The organism is Pseudarthrobacter sp. H2 (assembly GCF_050157045.1).
Taxonomy (GTDB): Bacteria; Actinomycetota; Actinomycetes; order Actinomycetales; family Micrococcaceae; genus Arthrobacter.
Window position 1 is genome coordinate 4,360,041 of record NZ_CP189594.1, and the last position, 14,820, is coordinate 4,374,860.

The following is a 14,820-nucleotide window of genomic DNA, read 5'->3' on the forward strand; positions in this document are numbered from 1 at the left end:
ACACCAGTCAAGGCCACCATGCCTTGAGACGTGAACCGAACGGACCGGGGGCTGATATGGCAGCGGAAACAGGCATGGACATGCAGGCGGCAGCCGAAGATGAAGTGCAGGCTTCCGACGATGCAGTCGACCTCACCAACAAGTCGGTCGTCAAGGCCACCGTCCTCCTGAGCGAACTCGGGCGCCACCGCAAGGGCATCACCGTCACCGAACTGGCCCAGGCAGTGGGGATGAGCCGTCCAACGGCGTTCCGCCTGTTGCTGAGTCTGGAACAGACGGGCTTTGTGGACAGGGTGGACAACCGCTATCTGCTCGGATGGCAGATGGCCCGGCTGGGCAGGCTTGCCGACCCCTACGCTGGCGCCGTGGCCCGGATACAGCCGATCATGGACGAATACGCGGCGAAACTCAACGAGACAATCAGCTTCGCGATGGTCCGAAACAAAACGACCTACGATGTGATCGCCGAAGCCTCGGGCTCCCGCTACCTGAACGCGTCGCACCTTTATGTCGGCATGCTCTACCCTGCACACGCCAGTGCCACCGGCAAGCTGCTTCTTGCCGAACTCAGCGACGACGAAATTACCGCGACGCTACCGGAGAAGCTGGAGTCCTACACGGCCCACACCATCACGGACCTAAAGACTCTCCTGCAGGAAATCAGGGAGGTTCGCAAGCAGGGCTACGCTGTCATCGATGACGAACTTGAGGAGGGCCTTTTCGCGGCCGCCTACCCGGTTCGCGACGGGACCGGCGGACTCATTGGCATCCTGGCCGTCCAAGGGCCGACCCAGCGGCTCAAGTCGGATAAGCTGCCGGGCGCAATAAACCTGTTGCGCCAGGCGGCCGTGGAGATCGCGAAAGTACTGGCCTAATCGTCGCCATGGCGTGTGGTATCCGCCATGGCAAGGAGAGTCTCAATGGAAGGGTACTTCCAGTGGACGTATTGCACGGGAACTCCTACCCGCTCCGCCACCAACGTGTGAGTGACACGGCCAGGTCCCTGGCGGCGGTTCAGCTCCGTCACGCAGGCTGCAAGGGCGGCGGTTCTGCGCGCGTCGCGATCCTTGAGGATCTCGGCTGCCGCCCTCCGACGCTTTTGCTTCGGCTTCTGACGCCAGTACGCCATGATCATCTCCATCGATCCCAGGGACATCCACGTCCGTAACAGATTGAACGTGGCGTTCATATGGTGAACACTTATATTCTGGGTCGACTCACCTCTTTTTGCAAGGCCCATCAGCGCCTCCAGCCCCGTCGAATGGATCATGAAGATGTACCGACGCACCAGTACCGAAGCCCCTCAGCTGCCTGCCGGACCCGCCGGCCCGGTTCCCGATTGGTCCAAGTTGTCGCGGGATGACGAGGTTCAAGTGCTCCACGGCAAGGACACGGCCACCTCCGGTCGGATCGACATGCTGGCCTTGGACCGAAGCGTCTTCTGGATCAACCGGGACGGTGGCCGCGGGAGGGTCATGACCCGCCTGGCCGACTGCCCAGAAGTCGTGATGGCAAGCCGGACAAAGTCGGCAACGGAAGATCGTTGCGCTCGAGCGTGAGCCATGCCACAATGTTCGTACGTTCAAATATCGAACGTGACGTTCAAACTAGTAGCTCCATTGTCTGGCCCTGGTACACCGTCGTTTCAGAGGCCTGAACAGAAAGGAAGAAAAATCGTGTCTATCTCTATCGGCCACCGGGCCATCTTCACTGCATTCGGCCACCGCAACCACTCAGCAACGCGGACCACCGCCCCGCCCGCGGCCAGGGAAACGGAAACGCGGGCCGCCGCCGAAATGGGAGAGCTGAACTGCTCGCCCTGGGAGGGCCTCTACCTGGAACAGGCGCGGCCGGCAGCTTCAATGCAGCATGAAGCCACCACAGGCCGGCAGCTGGGTTCCTTCCTCACCAGCCTGATGTACGGCGAATAAGCAGAGACTGAGGCGATGACAGCAATGCTTCACACCGAAGTCCCGACCATTGCGGCGTCGGACGCGGCCGCAGCTGATGAATGTGACACCAATAGCTGTTTCTATTGCACCAGCCCGGAAACAGACTAAGCCCAAGAAAGTAAGCACCCGCCCGCCTGGAAACCCAAAGGAAGTGCTAGTGGAACTCGAAGGAAAGACCGCCCTAGTTACCGGCGGGGGACAGGGCATAGGCCGCGGCATCGTGGAATGCTTCCTGCGGGAAGGAGCCCAGGTCGCCGTAGTGCAACGCAGGCCACTGGAACCTGAACTGGCGGGGAACCCAGCGGTGCTCGGCCTCCAGTTGGACCTGAGGGTTCCCTCGGCCGTCCCGAACGCTGTTCAGCAAACTATCGATCACTTTGGCGCTATCGATATCTTGGTCAACAACGCCGGCACTATGTTCGAGCGCAGTGTTCTCGAGATTCGGCCGGAGGAGTGGGACCAAATGATTGTGCTCAACCTGCGAACACCTTTGTTCCTGACGCAGGCGGCATTGCCGCATATGCGCGAACGCGGCGGCGGAAGTATCATCAACATCGGCTCCATCGAGGGCTTAGCCGCGAACCCAGGCCACGCCGCCTACTGCGCCTCCAAGGCCGGCATCCATGGAATGACCAAAGCCCTGGCAGTTGACCTTGGCACTGACAACATCCGCTGCAATGCCATCGCTCCAGGATGGATCACATCCGACCTCAGCGAAACCTATCTGGCGACCCAGCCCGACCCCGCAGCCGCCCGCAGTGCCCTGCACAAACTGCACCCGCTAGGACGCCTGGGAGAACCCGATGACGTCGGAAACCTCGCGGTCTACTTGGCCAGCGACAGGGCCGGCTTCCTGACCGGTGAGGTCATAACGCTCGACGGCGGCCGGACCGCAAAACTGCCGCTGCCGTTCTGAAGACGCTGCTCGTCCTTCGACAAACGCTCCTCCGAAGGCTGTCGAGGAAGTTTTTTATGCGGAAGAACTGGAGTGAGGCTGCGTCCCCGACAAGGCCTGAACGGCGTCATTGGCTTTGTGCTCGGCCTATTTCACTTGAAGCAGCTCAACACCTTTGAAAGGACACCCATGGAACCGCTCTGGGAGATTGCCGGCTGGGCCGGCGCAGCAGCGATACTAAGCGCGTACCTGGCGGTCTCCATGGGTTGGTTGAAGGCCGGCAGGGGCTTCCAGACCGCGAATCTCCTCGGCGCATGCGCCTTCATTGTCAACGGTGCCTTCCACGAAGCATGGCCCTCCGTAGCCACGAATATCGCCTGGTTCCTCATCTCCGCCATCGCGCTTATCCGGATGCGCGCGGCGAGCCCGCCGCGGGCGCCGGTTGTTGATGCCCCGCAAGTTCAATTCCCAGGCGTGCCTGACACCACCGCCCAACTTGCCGTGGTCGAGGTTCTCACTGGTTCTGTTCACGGCGACGTTGACGGACAAGGTTCATCCCACTCATGCCCGGACGTGTCCGGCTCGGCATAATATTCCGCTAATCCTTCCGCACGATCCGCCAAATTGGCCCTTCGGTCTTTCGCCAGGCAGTAGAAGGGGAATAGCAAGTTGATTTGGCCCCGGGGGTTCGCCATTTGTTGTGGCCCCACCCGGTTGGTGTTCCGGTCAGGCTTGCCGGGTCTTGGTGTTGATGTTCTGCTGGGTCATTTTCAGCCGGTAGGAATCGGTTCCGGTGTTGATGATGTGGCCGCGGAAGGTCAGCCGGTCCACGACCGCCGCCGCGAGGCGGGGATCGGTAAAGGTCTTACCCCACTCAACTGCAACTGGCATACGTTCGTTTTGGCCCAATCCCCTTCTGACGTGGCTTTTCCGCCGATCGGCGCCAAGCCCTACCACCAGGCACACGCCCGCGGAGTGAAGACCGTCGGCGCCACCGCCCACTACGTCAACGCGGAGCTGGATGAAGGCCCGATCATCTCCCAGCAAGTGGTCGACGTGGACCACACCTACACCGCCGACGACCTCGTGGCAGCCGGCCGCGACACCGAGCGCAAAGCGCTCTCCAACGCCGTCCGCTGGCACTGCGAAGGCCGCGTCTTCCTCCAGGGCAACCGGACCGTCGTACTCAAATAGCGACCGGATCCGCCAGAAGTCCGCAGGCCCGCATCGCCGAGGATGCCGGTGCCGTGGCCGTCATGGCGCTGGAACGCGTTCCCGCCGATATCCGGGCCCAGGGCGGCGTGTCCCGCATGTCCGATCCGGACATGATCGAGGCGATCATCGACGCCGTCTCCGTGCCCGTCATGGCCAAGGCCGGATCGGCCACTTCGTCGAGGCCCAGGTCCTGCAGTCCCTCGGCGTGGACTACATCGACGAGTCCGAGGTCCTGACCCCGGCCGACTACACCCACCACATCGACAAGTGGAACTTCACCGTTCCGTTCGTCTGCGGGGCCACCAACCTCGGTGAGGCGCTGCGCCGCATCAACGAGGGCGCGGCGATGATCCGTTCCAAGTGCGAGGCCGGCACCGGGGACGTCTCCAACGCCACCACGCACATGCGCCAGATCCGCGCGGAGATCAAGAAGCTGGCCGGCATGGCCGAGGACGAGCTCTACGTCGCGGCGAAGGAACTGCAGGCCCCGTACGAACTGGTCAAGGAAGTCGCCGCCACCGGCAAGCTTCCCGTGGTGCTGTTCACCGCCGGCGGCATCGCCACCCCGGCGGACGCGGCGATGATGATGCAGCTCGGCGCCGACGGCGTGTTCGTCGGCCCCGCACCGCCTCGCCCAGCGCGGCCCCCTGTTCTTGGCAGGACGCCCAGACAGGACAGTCCTACTTCGAGTTGGGGAGCCTCACGTCAGGGAACCAACCAGCAGGTGCCCTCACAGGCTCCAGATGCGGGGCGTCGCGATGGCCGGATATGTCGCGGTTGTAAAAAGACCCTTTGGGATCGAGGAGGACGCGCATGTGGTGGTCGGCATGGTCACGCCACCACACGCTCATCCCTGTGGCACCGTCGAGGCGCAGGTGCTCCCAGGCACGCCACAGGGCCTCCACCCGGGAGACGGCCTCGGGGTGGAAGTACCGGTCCATGCACCACTTGGCGCTCCTGTCATCGACGTCGCGGACGTACGTTGGCAGTACCCCTCCCCCGACAAGAGCCTCGTGCGGCAGACCCCTCGTCCATCCCGACGCGGGACCAAAGGGGCGGGGCAGGCGAGTGTTCCACAAGCTCTGGGTAAGACGCGATCCCTTGCCGTTACGGGGGCCGATGTTCGATCAACCCAGACGTTCCAACACGTACCTATTAAACGTGGCAGCCTCCGGGAAGGCCGAAAACCAGCTTTGCCGTCTCCGGCTCGAGCGTCAAATTGTCAGCTGACGCCTGGGCCAGCGCCAGAATGCGGTTTCGGTTCAGACGCCTCGTGCTTCCTCGCTGCCCGGTCGAGAGCTTCCAACACCCGCGCGTTGAGTGCCGCGTCGGTGAGATCGTAGCGGAGCGGCGTTCCGTTGAGGGCGCTGTCGGCGAAGTGTTCGCCCATCCGTACGAAGTGGTTTTCGCCCTTGACCTTGTGATAAATCGTGTCCTGCCCGAAGTGATGCTCCTCCAGGACCGAATCCTCCTCCAAGAGCCCAAAAGGATTGTCGAGGTAGAGCCGGCCCTCGGTGCCCGTGAGTTCCAGAAAGTTGCGGCGCTCGAGGTTGACTCCCGTATCAAAAAGCGCTGTTGCTTTGCCGGGAAAGCGCAGCATGCCCGCAATGCTGGTGTCGATTCGACCGTCGTCGTTGGCGTCGCGGTAGTTGCCAAACGCGGCGACCTGCACCGGCTCTTGCCCCGTGACCATCCGGCTCATGTTGACGCAGTAGCATCCAGCATCGAAAAGTGCGCCGCCGCCGAGCCCGGTATACCAGCGGATGTTGTCGTCTCCGCCCGCATCGAAGGAGTGTGCGACGTGGACAAAGGTCAATGTGCCCACCGCATGGGCCGCGAGCAGCTCTTGCAGCTTTTCGAAACGCGGGTGAAAACGGTACATGAAGCCTTCTAGGACTTTGAGCCCGGTCTCGTCGGCCTTGCGCGTAATCTCCCCGCACTCGGCGGCGCTCATCGCCAAGGGTTTTTCACAGAGGACGTGCTTGCCCGCGTCCAGGGCTTTGAGAATCCATTCGTGGTGCAGCGCGTTCGGCAGCAGCGCAATGTAGACAGCGTCGATGTCCGGCGAAGCGAGCAGCGCCTCATAAGAGCCAAACGCCTGTGGGACGCCGTGCTTATCGGCGTACTCCCGGGCCTTTTCCTCGGTGCGGGACGCGATACCTACAACCTCACCGTTTATCGTTTCCTGCAACGCCGGAATTGTCTTGCGGACGACGCGCGCGGTGCCCAGGACACCCCAACGCAGCTTCTCGCTCATTGAACTCTCCATTTCTAATACCTACCCCGCTTGAGGAGGGTTCTGCACCTACTGCGGTTCCTTCCTGACCGAACGACCTGTCGATCCCTATCCCGTCGCAAACACGATTTCCGGCGCGGAATGCGGTGTCATAACGGGGTGGGCTGCCCACCAGGCGGCGCACGCTGCGCGCCAGCTGTTAAGGTCGTTTTCACGGCCACTGACATTTACCGTCGATCCCGATGCCCGGGCCACTGCCGTGCCACAGGAGTAGGCTCCGTCGTCGGCCGTGATCGCGGGGTACTCCACGTAGAGTTCGCGCAGAGAACGAATCAAGTAGTTCGGACGCTCATCCAAGCGTGCAGCCAGCGCCGTTTGGACCGAGTCCACGCCCGTGAGAACGAGAACTGTGGCCATGCCTGCGCGATTTCCGCCGAGGATGTCGGTGTCCAGTCGGTCGCCGACGACGAGAGCGCACTCAACGCCGGAGTGGCGCGCCGCCGTCTCGAAGAGGGCTGTTTCTGGTTTTCCTGCTACTAGGGGCGACTTGCCGGTGGCAGCGGCAACCGCTGCCACCAATGACCCGTTCCCGGGAGCGAACCCCCGCTCCTGTGGAAGGGTCATGTCCATGTTTGTCACTACCCAAGTGGCACCTGCTGTGACCGCGTAGGCGGCTTCTGCCAGGTCCTTCCAGCCGAGGTCAGGGGAAAATCCCTGGATGACTGCGTCTGGCCGATCATCCGAGCTTCGCACGACGACGAGCCCTTGCGCCCTGACGGAGTCTGCGAGGATCTGACTGCCCACGACGAGCACAGCCGCGCCGGGCGCCATCTTGGCGGCCAGCAGCTCTGCACCGGCCACCGCGGATCCGAAGACCTGCTCAGCGGTGGCAGGTGCTCCTAATTCCCGGAGGTGGGTGGCAACCTCCTCTGGTGAGCGCGACGCGTTGTTTGTCACGTATGCCAGGCTCTTGCCCTCACCTTCGAGCTTATCGAGTGCCTTGGTAGCGCCATCGATCGCCCTCGGTCCGGTATACACGACGCCGTCGAGGTCCGCTAGCACTCCGTCAAAGCCGTCAATTAACCGCCTGCTCATTGATACCTCACCTTCCGCTGGTGTTGATCACCTGCTTGCGCTCTTATGGGAGCCCTTGTCGAAGTCAGCAGGAGACGGTGTGACCCCTGGCGCTACCTTTTGACGCTTCGTTGTGCCTGGTTCGAGCTCGTCAGAGCTGCAGCCGTTTTGAGCGTACAGATAGTTGTAAAGCTGGCCGATCCCCTGCGCAGTTAGCGGCCGCTTTCCCCGATGGCTGCATGCACAGATTCCGCCACGGCTCAGGCATGAAATTCAGATTGCGAACGACCGAGCCAGGCCGCGCTACCCTGACCTGGCTCGGCAGCGGTCTCGTATCAGGCCGCAAAGATCACGAAGAATTTCCTGATCCGCTCCTGGATCTCCCAGGTCCCCTGCCACCCGATCGGGAAGATGGCGGCTGTTCCGGCCTCCAGAGTGATCGGTTCTTCGCCGTCCTGGGTGACCACCATGCGTCCTTCAAGGACATGAATCGCTTCACCGCGCTCAAGGAACTCCCACCGTGAGAGGCCTGGGTCGGCCTCCCAGACTCCGGAGAGGATCCGGGAGTCGTCGCTGGTAAAGGGAATGGCAATCCGCGTTGGTACGTCGTCGCCAAGTACCTCGGCCAACGGAGGGCCCAGCAGAGATTCGGCTAGCTTCCCCTCGAAGAGTTCGGTGGGCTGGAAAGTTATGCTCATTGGCTTTGCCTTTCTGCTTTACTCGCCGGCAATGTCTCCGGCGGGCTGGTGGATGACCAGTTAGAGGCACTGTAGCCCAGCCTGTTCGGGTGGGGAAGCGACAGCGTGCCGCCACGGCGCGCCGCTCAGACTACCCAATGGGGTAGTTAAAACCATCCCGAAATGGCGTTTCCCCTATCCGCAAATGACAGGACGATGGAGGCTAGGCCAAGCTCCAACAGATCCGCCCCATTGCGAAAGGACGCCCCATGCTACAACCCTCAGATTCTTGCCTTGTGACGTGGATGGGCCGGGAGGCCCTTGCCGAGGCAATGGTTCCGGTGATTGGCCGGCTGTACCGCGAGAACAATGTGGTGACGAGCATCCACGGGCGCAGCCTGGTCAACAAGTCCACCATGAACATCCTGAAGGCGCACCGCTTCGCGCGTCGGGTCAGCAAAGATGAGCTCCTCCTGGAGGAGACCGCCCCGCTCCTGAACGCCCTCGCCGGCCTGGAGTTGGGCGCGGCAGCGATCGACATCGCCCGCCTCAACCAGAAGTTCAAGGAAGAAGGCGGCGGGGCGACGCTGGAGGAGTTCCTGCGCGCCGAACTCGCCGACGTCGTCGGCCGCCGCGGCGCTGATGACCGCGCCAGCACCGACGTTGTGCTCTACGGTTTCGGCCGCATCGGCCGACTCTTGGCCCGTCTCCTCATCGAAAAGTCAGGCGGCGGCCATGGCCTGCGCCTGCGTGCCATCGTGGTGCGCCGCGGATCGGACAAGGACCTCGCCAAGCGCGCCAGCCTGCTCCGCCGCGACTCGGTCCACGGCCCGTTCGAGGGCACCATCCGCGTTGACGAGGAATCCAACACCATCACCGCCAACGGCGTGCAGATCCAGGTCATCTACTCGGACAACCCCGCCACCATCGACTACACCGCCTACGGCATCGACAATGCGCTCGTGGTGGACAACACCGGCCGCTGGCGCGACGCCGAAGGCCTGTCCCAGCACCTGAAGAGCACGGGCGTAGCCCGTGTCCTGCTCACCGCCCCGGGCAAGGGCGAGCTGAAGAACATCGTGCACGGCATCAACCACGGCACGATCGCCGACTCGGACACGATCGTCTCGGCCGCCTCCTGCACCACCAACGCCATCACCCCGGTCCTGAAGGCCGTCAACGACAGGTTCGGCGTGGTGCACGGCCACGTGGAGACCGTCCACTCCTTCACCAACGACCAGAACCTGATCGACAACTTCCACAAGGGCGACCGCCGAGGCCGCTCCGCCGCGCTGAACATGGTCATCACCGAAACCGGTGCCGCTACCGCCGTGGCCAAGGCGCTGCCGGAGTTACTGGGCAAACTCACCGGAAGCTCCATCCGCGTCCCCACCCCTGACGTGTCGTTGGCCATCCTTAACCTCAGCCTGGAGAACAGCACCACCAAGGAAGAGGTCAACAACTTCCTCCGCGACATGTCGCTGCACTCGGACCTGCGCAGGCAGATCGACTACATGGATTCACCTGAAGTTGTGTCCACGGACTTCGTTGGTTCCCGCCATGCCGGCGTTGTTGATGGCCTGGCCACCATCTCCAACAGCAAGAACCTCGTGCTCTACGTCTGGTACGACAACGAGTTCGGCTACAGCTGCCAGGTAGTCCGGGTCATGGAGGAAATGGCAGGCATCAATCGGCCGTCGTTCCCCGCGAGGGATGTGGTCCAGGAGGCCATGTCAGTGCTCGCCGCGTTGAAATCGGCCTAGGTGAGGAGACTCAATGCTCTTTATTGATCCCTCTGCGGGTCAGGAGCCGCCTCGCACGCCGCCGTCGGCAACCCTGCCTCCCGTTCCCACTCCTTTCAGGAAACCTGTTCCCCTCTCCCAGGTCCGGCCCGCCCGGGGCCGTGACCGCGAGATGCAACAGCTCATTCACGATCTCGCCGTTCTGGCAGCAAAGCATGATCAGCAGGTCAGTGGCGGGCATTCCCCGACAGGAGTCTTGCCTTGAAGCGGCACGTGCAGCTCCGGCTTGTACGGTGTGGCGCACCCCGGAGCTGTAACCGGTTCATGCCCTACTACATCGCTTCCACAACACTTCCAGGTGCCTCAGTGTGGCGCTCTGCCTGTAAACCCTCTCCCAGAATTTGAGCCGAAACATGAAAATTGGAATCCTCACCAGCGGCGGCGACTGCCCCGGCTTGAACGCGGTCATCCGCGGCGCCGTACTTAAAGGCATTACCGTGCACGGCCACGAGTTCGTCGGCTTCCTCGACGGCTGGCGCGGCGTGGTTGAGGGCGACATCATCGAGATCCCCCGCACCATGGTCCGCGGCATCGCCAAGCAGGGCGGCACCATCCTGGGTACCTCTCGCACCAATCCCTTCGAAAACGGCGGCGGACCCGAGGTCATCAAGGCCCACATGGACCGCCTCGGCATCGACGCCATCATCGCCATCGGCGGCGAAGGAACCCTGGCCGCGGCAAAACGGCTGACCGACGCAGGGCTGAAGATCGTGGGTGTTCCCAAGACGGTGGACAACGATCTCGACGCCACCGATTACACCTTCGGCTTTGACACCGCCGTGCAGATCGCCACCGAAGCAATTGACAGGCTGCGCACCACCGGCGAATCCCACCACCGTTGCATGATCGCCGAGGTCATGGGTCGGCATGTGGGCTGGATCGCCCTGCACGCGGGCATGGCCGCAGGCGCGCATGCCATCCTGATCCCGGAACAGAAGGTCAGCATCGAGCAGATCGCCCAATGGGTGAAGGAAGCCCACGCCCGCGGACGCGCACCGCTGGTAGTGGTGGCCGAGGGTTTTGTTCCAGAGCACATGGAGTCCCCGCACTCCGAGCGGGGCCTGGACACCTTCGGCCGCCCCCGCTTGGGCGGCATCGCGGACCAGTTGGTCCCGGAACTGGAAGCCCGGACCGGCATCGAGACCCGCGCTACCATCCTGGGGCACATCCAGCGCGGGGGCGTGCCCTCAGCCTTCGACCGCGTCCTCGCAACGCGCCTGGGCATGGCCGCGATTGACTCGGTGGTGGAAGGTTGCTGGGGCACGATGGTGGCGCTCAAGGGCACGGATATCCAACACGTGAATTTCCAGGAGGCCCTGGGCCGGCTGAAGACAGTCCCACATGAACGCTACGAGGAAGCAGCGGTCCTGTTCGGCTGACCTTTCTTTAGAACGTCTTTCCAGCGGAGCCGAGCTGCGTGGTTGCCTCCACGATGCGGGCGGACAGGCCGGCCTCGGCGGAGGCGCCCCAGACGCGGGGATCGTAGAGCTTCTTGTTCCCGACCTCGCCGTCGATTTTCAGCACGCCGTCGTAGTTGCGGAACATGTGGTCCACCACCGGACGGGTGTAGGCGTACTGGGTGTCGGTGTCGATGTTCATCTTGATCACACCGTACGAGACGGCGTCGGCGATTTCCTGGTCCGAGGAGCCGGAACCGCCGTGGAAGACGAGGTCGAACGGGTTGGCCTTGCCGATCTTGGCGCCGACCTGCTCCTGGATGTCCTTGAGGATCTCCGGGCGGAGCTTGACGCCGCCGGGCTTGTACACGCCGTGCACATTGCCGAAGGTCAGCGCGGTGATGTAGCGGCCGTTCTCGCCGGAACCGAGCGCATCGATGGTGGCCAGGGCGTCCTCGACCGTGGTGTACAGCTTGTCGTTGATGGCGTTCTCCACGCCGTCTTCCTCGCCGCCGACGGTGCCGATCTCGACCTCGAGGATCATCCTGGCGGCCGCGGTGCGCTCGAGCAGTTCACGGGCGATCCGCAGGTTATCCGGCAGCGTCTCGGCGGAGCCGTCCCACATGTGCGAGTTGAACAGCGGGTTCCGCCCGGCCTTGACCTCGGCCTCCGAGGCGGCGAGCAGCGGCAGGACGAAGCCCTCGAGCTTGTCCTTGGGGCAGTGGTCCGTGTGCAGGGCGATGTTCACGCCATAGTTCTTCGCGACCTCGCGGGCGAACGCGGCGAAGCCCAGGGACCCTGCGACCATGTCCTTGGTGGAGGCGCCGGACCAGTAGGCCGCACCGCCGGTGGAGACCTGGACGATGCCGTCGGACTCGGCCTCGGCGAAGCCGCGGAGGGCTGCGTTGAGGGTCTGGGAGGAGGTGACGTTGACGGCCGGGAAGGCGAAGCCGCCCGTCTTTGCGCGGTCGATCATCTCGGAGTAGATCTCGGGGGTGGCAATGGGCATGCTGACTCCTATGGTGAATTTTCGTCTGCCGCCCTTCCCCTTTTGGTCCAGGCGTTCTCCGCTTCCGGTTTGGTCTTGACCAGGAAAGCGCTTAAAACAAGAAGGCGGCCACGTCATAGCCCCGCCGCATGGGACGGAGCTATGACGCAGCCAGGGTTTTATTCGGCCACCTCACCGGTGGCCTCATAGGTGGCGATCTTGCCGATGCGGCGCTCATGGCGCTCGGCATTGCTGAACGGTTCTGCCAGGAACGCCTCAATCAGTTCGGTGGCCTGCTCAACGGTGTGCTGCCGCCCGCCCACTGCCACCACGTTGGCGTTGTTGTGTTCGCGGGCCAGTTTCGCCGTGTCGAGATTCCAGGCCAAGGCCGCACGGACGCCCCTGACCTTGTTCGCGGCGATCTGCTCACCATTGCCCGAGCCGCCCAGCACAATCCCGAGGGCGTCAACACCCGCGGCCTGATCGGCCACGACCGCAGTTGCTGCCTTGATACAGAACGCCGGGTAGTCGTCCTCGGCATCATAGGCGGCCGGCCCGTGGTCCACCATCTCGTAGCCGCTGGCAGACAATGCAGTAATGAGGTGGGAGCTAAGCTCCATCCCGGCGTGGTCAGTTGCGATGTGAACGCGCATGAGTGGTCCTTCAGGCTGGTTGGGGTGCGGTCTTGTTGAAGTGGAGAGCCCGCGCGCCAAAAGCGAGCTGCCCGTTGGCGCGCAGCGACTCGATGGCGTCCTCAGGTGAGGCCTTACCGTATACGGCGGATCCGGCCACAAAGACGTTGGCACCGGCCTCCGCGGCGCGGGTGATGGTTTCCTCTGTGATGCCGCCGTCCACCTGGATGGCCACGTTCACCCCCGCACCGTCCACTGCCGCGCGGGCACGGCGGATCTTGGGCAGCATGACGTCCAGGAATGCCTGGCCGCCGAAGCCCGGCTCCACCGTCATGATCAACAGCATGTCCAGTTCGGTGAGCATGTCCAGGTACGGTTCCACCGGAGTGGCCGGGCGAAGTGCCATGCCAGCCTTGGCCCCACGGGCGCGGAGTTCCCGGGCGAGTTTGATGGGGGCATCTGATGCCTCGACGTGGAACGTCACAGAGCTCAGGCCGGCGTCGGCGTACTGCGGCGCCCAACGGTCCACGTTGGCGATCATCAGGTGGGCGTCCAACGGGACGGGGCTGACCTTCTGCAGCCGTTCCACAACAGGCAGGCCGATGGTCAGGTTTGGCACAAAGAGGTTGTCCATAACATCCACGTGCACGGCATCGGCGTTGCTGATGCGGGCAAGCTCGGCCTCGAGGTTGGCGAAGTCGGCCGAGAGGATGCTGGGGTTGATGCAGCATTTCAGAGGTGATGCGGACATGGTGTCTGCCTTTCGGTAGCTGTCAGAGCTCGGATCAGGATGCCTTCCGTGCAGCGGCAAGGGCACCTTCGACGTCGGCCAGCAGTTCCTTCCAGCTGGCTACAAACTTCTCCAGGCCCTCGGATTCGAGGAGGGCAACCACCTCGTTGTAGGAAATACCCAGTGCGTCCAGTGCGTACAGCACGGCCTTGGACTCGGCATAGGCGCCGGTGATGGTGTCCCCGGTGACCACGCCGTGGTCGAACGTGGCGTCCAGGGTCTTCTCCGGCATGGTGTTGACGACGTCGGCAGCTACCAGTCCCGTGACATACAGGGTGTCGGGGTAGGCCGGGTCCTTGACGCCGGTGGAAGCCCACAGGGGACGCTGCGGACGTGCGCCGGCTTCGGCCAGGACCTCCCACCGATCGGTGGAAAAGAGCTGCTCGTAGACCTGGTAGGCCAGGCGGGCGTTGGCTACGCCGGCCTTGCCCTTCAGGGCCTTGGCTTCGTCGGTGCCGAGGGCGTCGAGCCGTTTGTCGATCTCGCTGTCCACGCGGGAGACGAAGAACGATGCCACCGAGTGGATCGCGGACAGGTCGTGGCCGTTTTCCTTGGCCAGTTTCAGGCCAGCCTGGAAGGCGTTGATGACGGCGCGGTAGCGGTCCAGGGAGAAGATCAGGGTCACGTTGACGCTGATGCCCTCGGCCAGGACCGCGGTGATGGCTTCCAGGCCCTCAAGGGTGGCCGGGATCTTGATGAGGACGTTGTCCTTGTCCACCTTTTTGTAGAGGTTCTTGGCTTCGGCGATGGTTCCTTCGGTGTCCCAGGCCAGGCGGGGGTCCACCTCGATGGAGACACGGCCGTCGACACCCCTGGTGGCGGCGGCGATCGGGGCGAACAGGTCGCAGGCGTCGGCGACGTCGGTGGTGGTGATCTCGAAGATGGTCTCCTCGACGCCGGCGCCCTGTGCGGCAAGTTCGGCGATCTTTGCGTCGTAGTCCGAGCCGGAGGTGATCGCGGCCTGGAAGATGGACGGGTTGGTGGTCACGCCCACCACGTTCTTTTTGCCGATGAGCTTCTGCAGGCTGCCGCTGGCGAGCCGCTCACGCGAGAGGTCATCGAGCCAGATGGAGACGCCGGCGTCGGACAGCTGTGCGGTGGGGGTTGCGTTGGTCATAGCTTCTTCCTTCAAAAATTTGTGGACTGGTGACAGTTCGGGGCC

The 14,820-nt window shown here is 63.3% G+C and carries 15 protein-coding genes and 3 pseudogenes; 8 read left to right on the top strand and 10 right to left on the bottom strand.

The features are described from left to right. Window positions 1-74 precede the first annotated feature (74 nt). Window positions 75-875, top strand: coding sequence for an IclR family transcriptional regulator (locus ACQCSZ_RS20285; RefSeq protein WP_427005445.1), 801 nt, complete (start codon window positions 75-77; stop codon window positions 873-875). Here ACQCSZ_RS20285 and ACQCSZ_RS20290 read toward each other — a convergent pair. After that, window positions 872-1,270, bottom strand: a complete 399-nt coding sequence (locus tag ACQCSZ_RS20290; protein ID WP_427005446.1) for a hypothetical protein — start codon at window positions 1,268-1,270, stop codon at window positions 872-874. The genes ACQCSZ_RS20285 and ACQCSZ_RS20290 overlap by 4 nt on opposite strands. A gap of 406 nt (window positions 1,271-1,676) precedes the next feature. On the opposite strand from ACQCSZ_RS20290, the gene ACQCSZ_RS20295 reads away from it, so the two are divergent. The 3 genes from ACQCSZ_RS20295 to ACQCSZ_RS20305 all read left to right on the top strand — a co-directional run bounded on the left by ACQCSZ_RS20295 (window position 1,677) and on the right by ACQCSZ_RS20305 (window position 3,438). Beyond that, the gene (locus ACQCSZ_RS20295) at window positions 1,677-1,931 is read left to right on the top strand and encodes a hypothetical protein (protein WP_427005447.1); all 255 of its coding nucleotides are present in this window, start codon (window positions 1,677-1,679) and stop codon (window positions 1,929-1,931) included. A 178-nt stretch (window positions 1,932-2,109) separates the two neighbouring features. Next, complete coding sequence (locus ACQCSZ_RS20300) at window positions 2,110-2,868, top strand: SDR family NAD(P)-dependent oxidoreductase (protein ID WP_427005448.1); 759 nt, start codon at window positions 2,110-2,112, stop codon at window positions 2,866-2,868. Window positions 2,869-3,036: 168 nt separating this feature from the next. Then, window positions 3,037-3,438, top strand: a complete 402-nt coding sequence (locus tag ACQCSZ_RS20305) for a CBU_0592 family membrane protein (protein ID WP_427008401.1) — start codon at window positions 3,037-3,039, stop codon at window positions 3,436-3,438. Window positions 3,439-3,573: 135 nt separating this feature from the next. Here the strand turns inward: ACQCSZ_RS20305 and ACQCSZ_RS20310 are convergent. Then, window positions 3,574-3,720, bottom strand: a pseudogene (locus tag ACQCSZ_RS20310) (ATP-binding protein); the annotation flags it as partial. Window positions 3,721-3,786: 66 nt separating this feature from the next. Between ACQCSZ_RS20310 and ACQCSZ_RS20315 the strand changes: the two are divergent. Further along, window positions 3,787-4,041, top strand: a pseudogene (locus ACQCSZ_RS20315) (formyltransferase family protein); the annotation flags it as partial. Window positions 4,042-4,064: 23 nt separating this feature from the next. Continuing rightward, a pseudogene (locus ACQCSZ_RS20320) lies at window positions 4,065-4,681 on the top strand (pyridoxal 5'-phosphate synthase lyase subunit PdxS); the annotation flags it as partial. A gap of 61 nt (window positions 4,682-4,742) precedes the next feature. Here the strand turns inward: ACQCSZ_RS20320 and ACQCSZ_RS20325 are convergent. The 4 genes from ACQCSZ_RS20325 to ACQCSZ_RS20340 form a co-directional block, all read right to left on the bottom strand. Continuing rightward, window positions 4,743-5,141 (bottom strand): DUF4913 domain-containing protein, encoded by a 399-nt coding sequence (locus tag ACQCSZ_RS20325; protein ID WP_427005449.1) that lies wholly within the window; start codon window positions 5,139-5,141, stop codon window positions 4,743-4,745. Window positions 5,142-5,284: 143 nt separating this feature from the next. After that, window positions 5,285-6,319, bottom strand: a complete 1,035-nt coding sequence (locus ACQCSZ_RS20330) for a Gfo/Idh/MocA family protein (RefSeq protein ID WP_427005450.1) — start codon at window positions 6,317-6,319, stop codon at window positions 5,285-5,287. Window positions 6,320-6,406: 87 nt separating this feature from the next. Next, a complete protein-coding gene (locus ACQCSZ_RS20335) occupies window positions 6,407-7,393 on the bottom strand; it encodes an HAD-IIA family hydrolase (protein WP_427005451.1) in 987 nt (328 codons plus the stop codon). A gap of 314 nt (window positions 7,394-7,707) precedes the next feature. Then, complete coding sequence (locus ACQCSZ_RS20340) at window positions 7,708-8,070, bottom strand: cupin domain-containing protein (RefSeq protein ID WP_427005452.1); 363 nt, start codon at window positions 8,068-8,070, stop codon at window positions 7,708-7,710. A 248-nt stretch (window positions 8,071-8,318) separates the two neighbouring features. Here ACQCSZ_RS20340 and ACQCSZ_RS20345 point away from each other — a divergent pair, with 248 nt between their 5' ends. Beyond that, window positions 8,319-9,812, top strand: coding sequence for a glyceraldehyde-3-phosphate dehydrogenase (locus ACQCSZ_RS20345; RefSeq protein ID WP_427005453.1), 1,494 nt, complete (start codon window positions 8,319-8,321; stop codon window positions 9,810-9,812). Window positions 9,813-10,204: 392 nt separating this feature from the next. Beyond that, complete coding sequence (locus ACQCSZ_RS20350) at window positions 10,205-11,230, top strand: ATP-dependent 6-phosphofructokinase (RefSeq protein ID WP_427005454.1); 1,026 nt, start codon at window positions 10,205-10,207, stop codon at window positions 11,228-11,230. 7 nt (window positions 11,231-11,237) lie between these two features. Here the strand turns inward: ACQCSZ_RS20350 and fbaA are convergent, their stop codons facing one another. From fbaA to tal, 4 genes are all read right to left on the bottom strand, one after another. Continuing rightward, entirely contained in the window at window positions 11,238-12,257 is a 1,020-nt protein-coding gene (gene fbaA / locus ACQCSZ_RS20355; RefSeq protein WP_427005455.1) for a class II fructose-bisphosphate aldolase, read from the bottom strand. A gap of 158 nt (window positions 12,258-12,415) precedes the next feature. Continuing rightward, window positions 12,416-12,889, bottom strand: a complete 474-nt coding sequence (locus ACQCSZ_RS20360) for a ribose-5-phosphate isomerase (RefSeq protein ID WP_427005456.1) — start codon at window positions 12,887-12,889, stop codon at window positions 12,416-12,418. Between the two features lie 10 nt (window positions 12,890-12,899). Beyond that, a complete protein-coding gene (gene rpe / locus ACQCSZ_RS20365) occupies window positions 12,900-13,619 on the bottom strand; it encodes a ribulose-phosphate 3-epimerase (RefSeq protein WP_427005457.1) in 720 nt (239 codons plus the stop codon). A 34-nt stretch (window positions 13,620-13,653) separates the two neighbouring features. Further along, the gene (gene tal / locus ACQCSZ_RS20370; protein WP_427005458.1) at window positions 13,654-14,775 is read right to left on the bottom strand and encodes a transaldolase; all 1,122 of its coding nucleotides are present in this window, start codon (window positions 14,773-14,775) and stop codon (window positions 13,654-13,656) included. Window positions 14,776-14,820: the final 45 nt, after the last annotated feature.

What these genes read in the sequence shown, in the direction of transcription:
- ACQCSZ_RS20285 (WP_427005445.1), top strand. Translation starts at nt 75, where the DNA reads ATGGACATGCAGGCGGCAGCCGAAGATGAAGTGCAGGCTTCCGACGAT.
- ACQCSZ_RS20290 (WP_427005446.1), bottom strand. Translation starts at nt 1,270, where the DNA reads ATGATCCATTCGACGGGGCTGGAGGCGCTGATGGGCCTTGCAAAAAGA.
- ACQCSZ_RS20305 (WP_427008401.1), top strand. Translation starts at nt 3,037, where the DNA reads ATGGAACCGCTCTGGGAGATTGCCGGCTGGGCCGGCGCAGCAGCGATA.
- ACQCSZ_RS20330 (WP_427005450.1), bottom strand. Translation starts at nt 6,319, where the DNA reads ATGAGCGAGAAGCTGCGTTGGGGTGTCCTGGGCACCGCGCGCGTCGTC.
- ACQCSZ_RS20335 (WP_427005451.1), bottom strand. Translation starts at nt 7,393, where the DNA reads ATGAGCAGGCGGTTAATTGACGGCTTTGACGGAGTGCTAGCGGACCTC.
- ACQCSZ_RS20340 (WP_427005452.1), bottom strand. Translation starts at nt 8,070, where the DNA reads ATGAGCATAACTTTCCAGCCCACCGAACTCTTCGAGGGGAAGCTAGCC.
- ACQCSZ_RS20345 (WP_427005453.1), top strand. Translation starts at nt 8,319, where the DNA reads ATGCTACAACCCTCAGATTCTTGCCTTGTGACGTGGATGGGCCGGGAG.
- ACQCSZ_RS20350 (WP_427005454.1), top strand. Translation starts at nt 10,205, where the DNA reads ATGAAAATTGGAATCCTCACCAGCGGCGGCGACTGCCCCGGCTTGAAC.
- fbaA (WP_427005455.1), bottom strand. Translation starts at nt 12,257, where the DNA reads ATGCCCATTGCCACCCCCGAGATCTACTCCGAGATGATCGACCGCGCA.
- ACQCSZ_RS20360 (WP_427005456.1), bottom strand. Translation starts at nt 12,889, where the DNA reads ATGCGCGTTCACATCGCAACTGACCACGCCGGGATGGAGCTTAGCTCC.
- rpe (WP_427005457.1), bottom strand. Translation starts at nt 13,619, where the DNA reads ATGTCCGCATCACCTCTGAAATGCTGCATCAACCCCAGCATCCTCTCG.
- tal (WP_427005458.1), bottom strand. Translation starts at nt 14,775, where the DNA reads ATGACCAACGCAACCCCCACCGCACAGCTGTCCGACGCCGGCGTCTCC.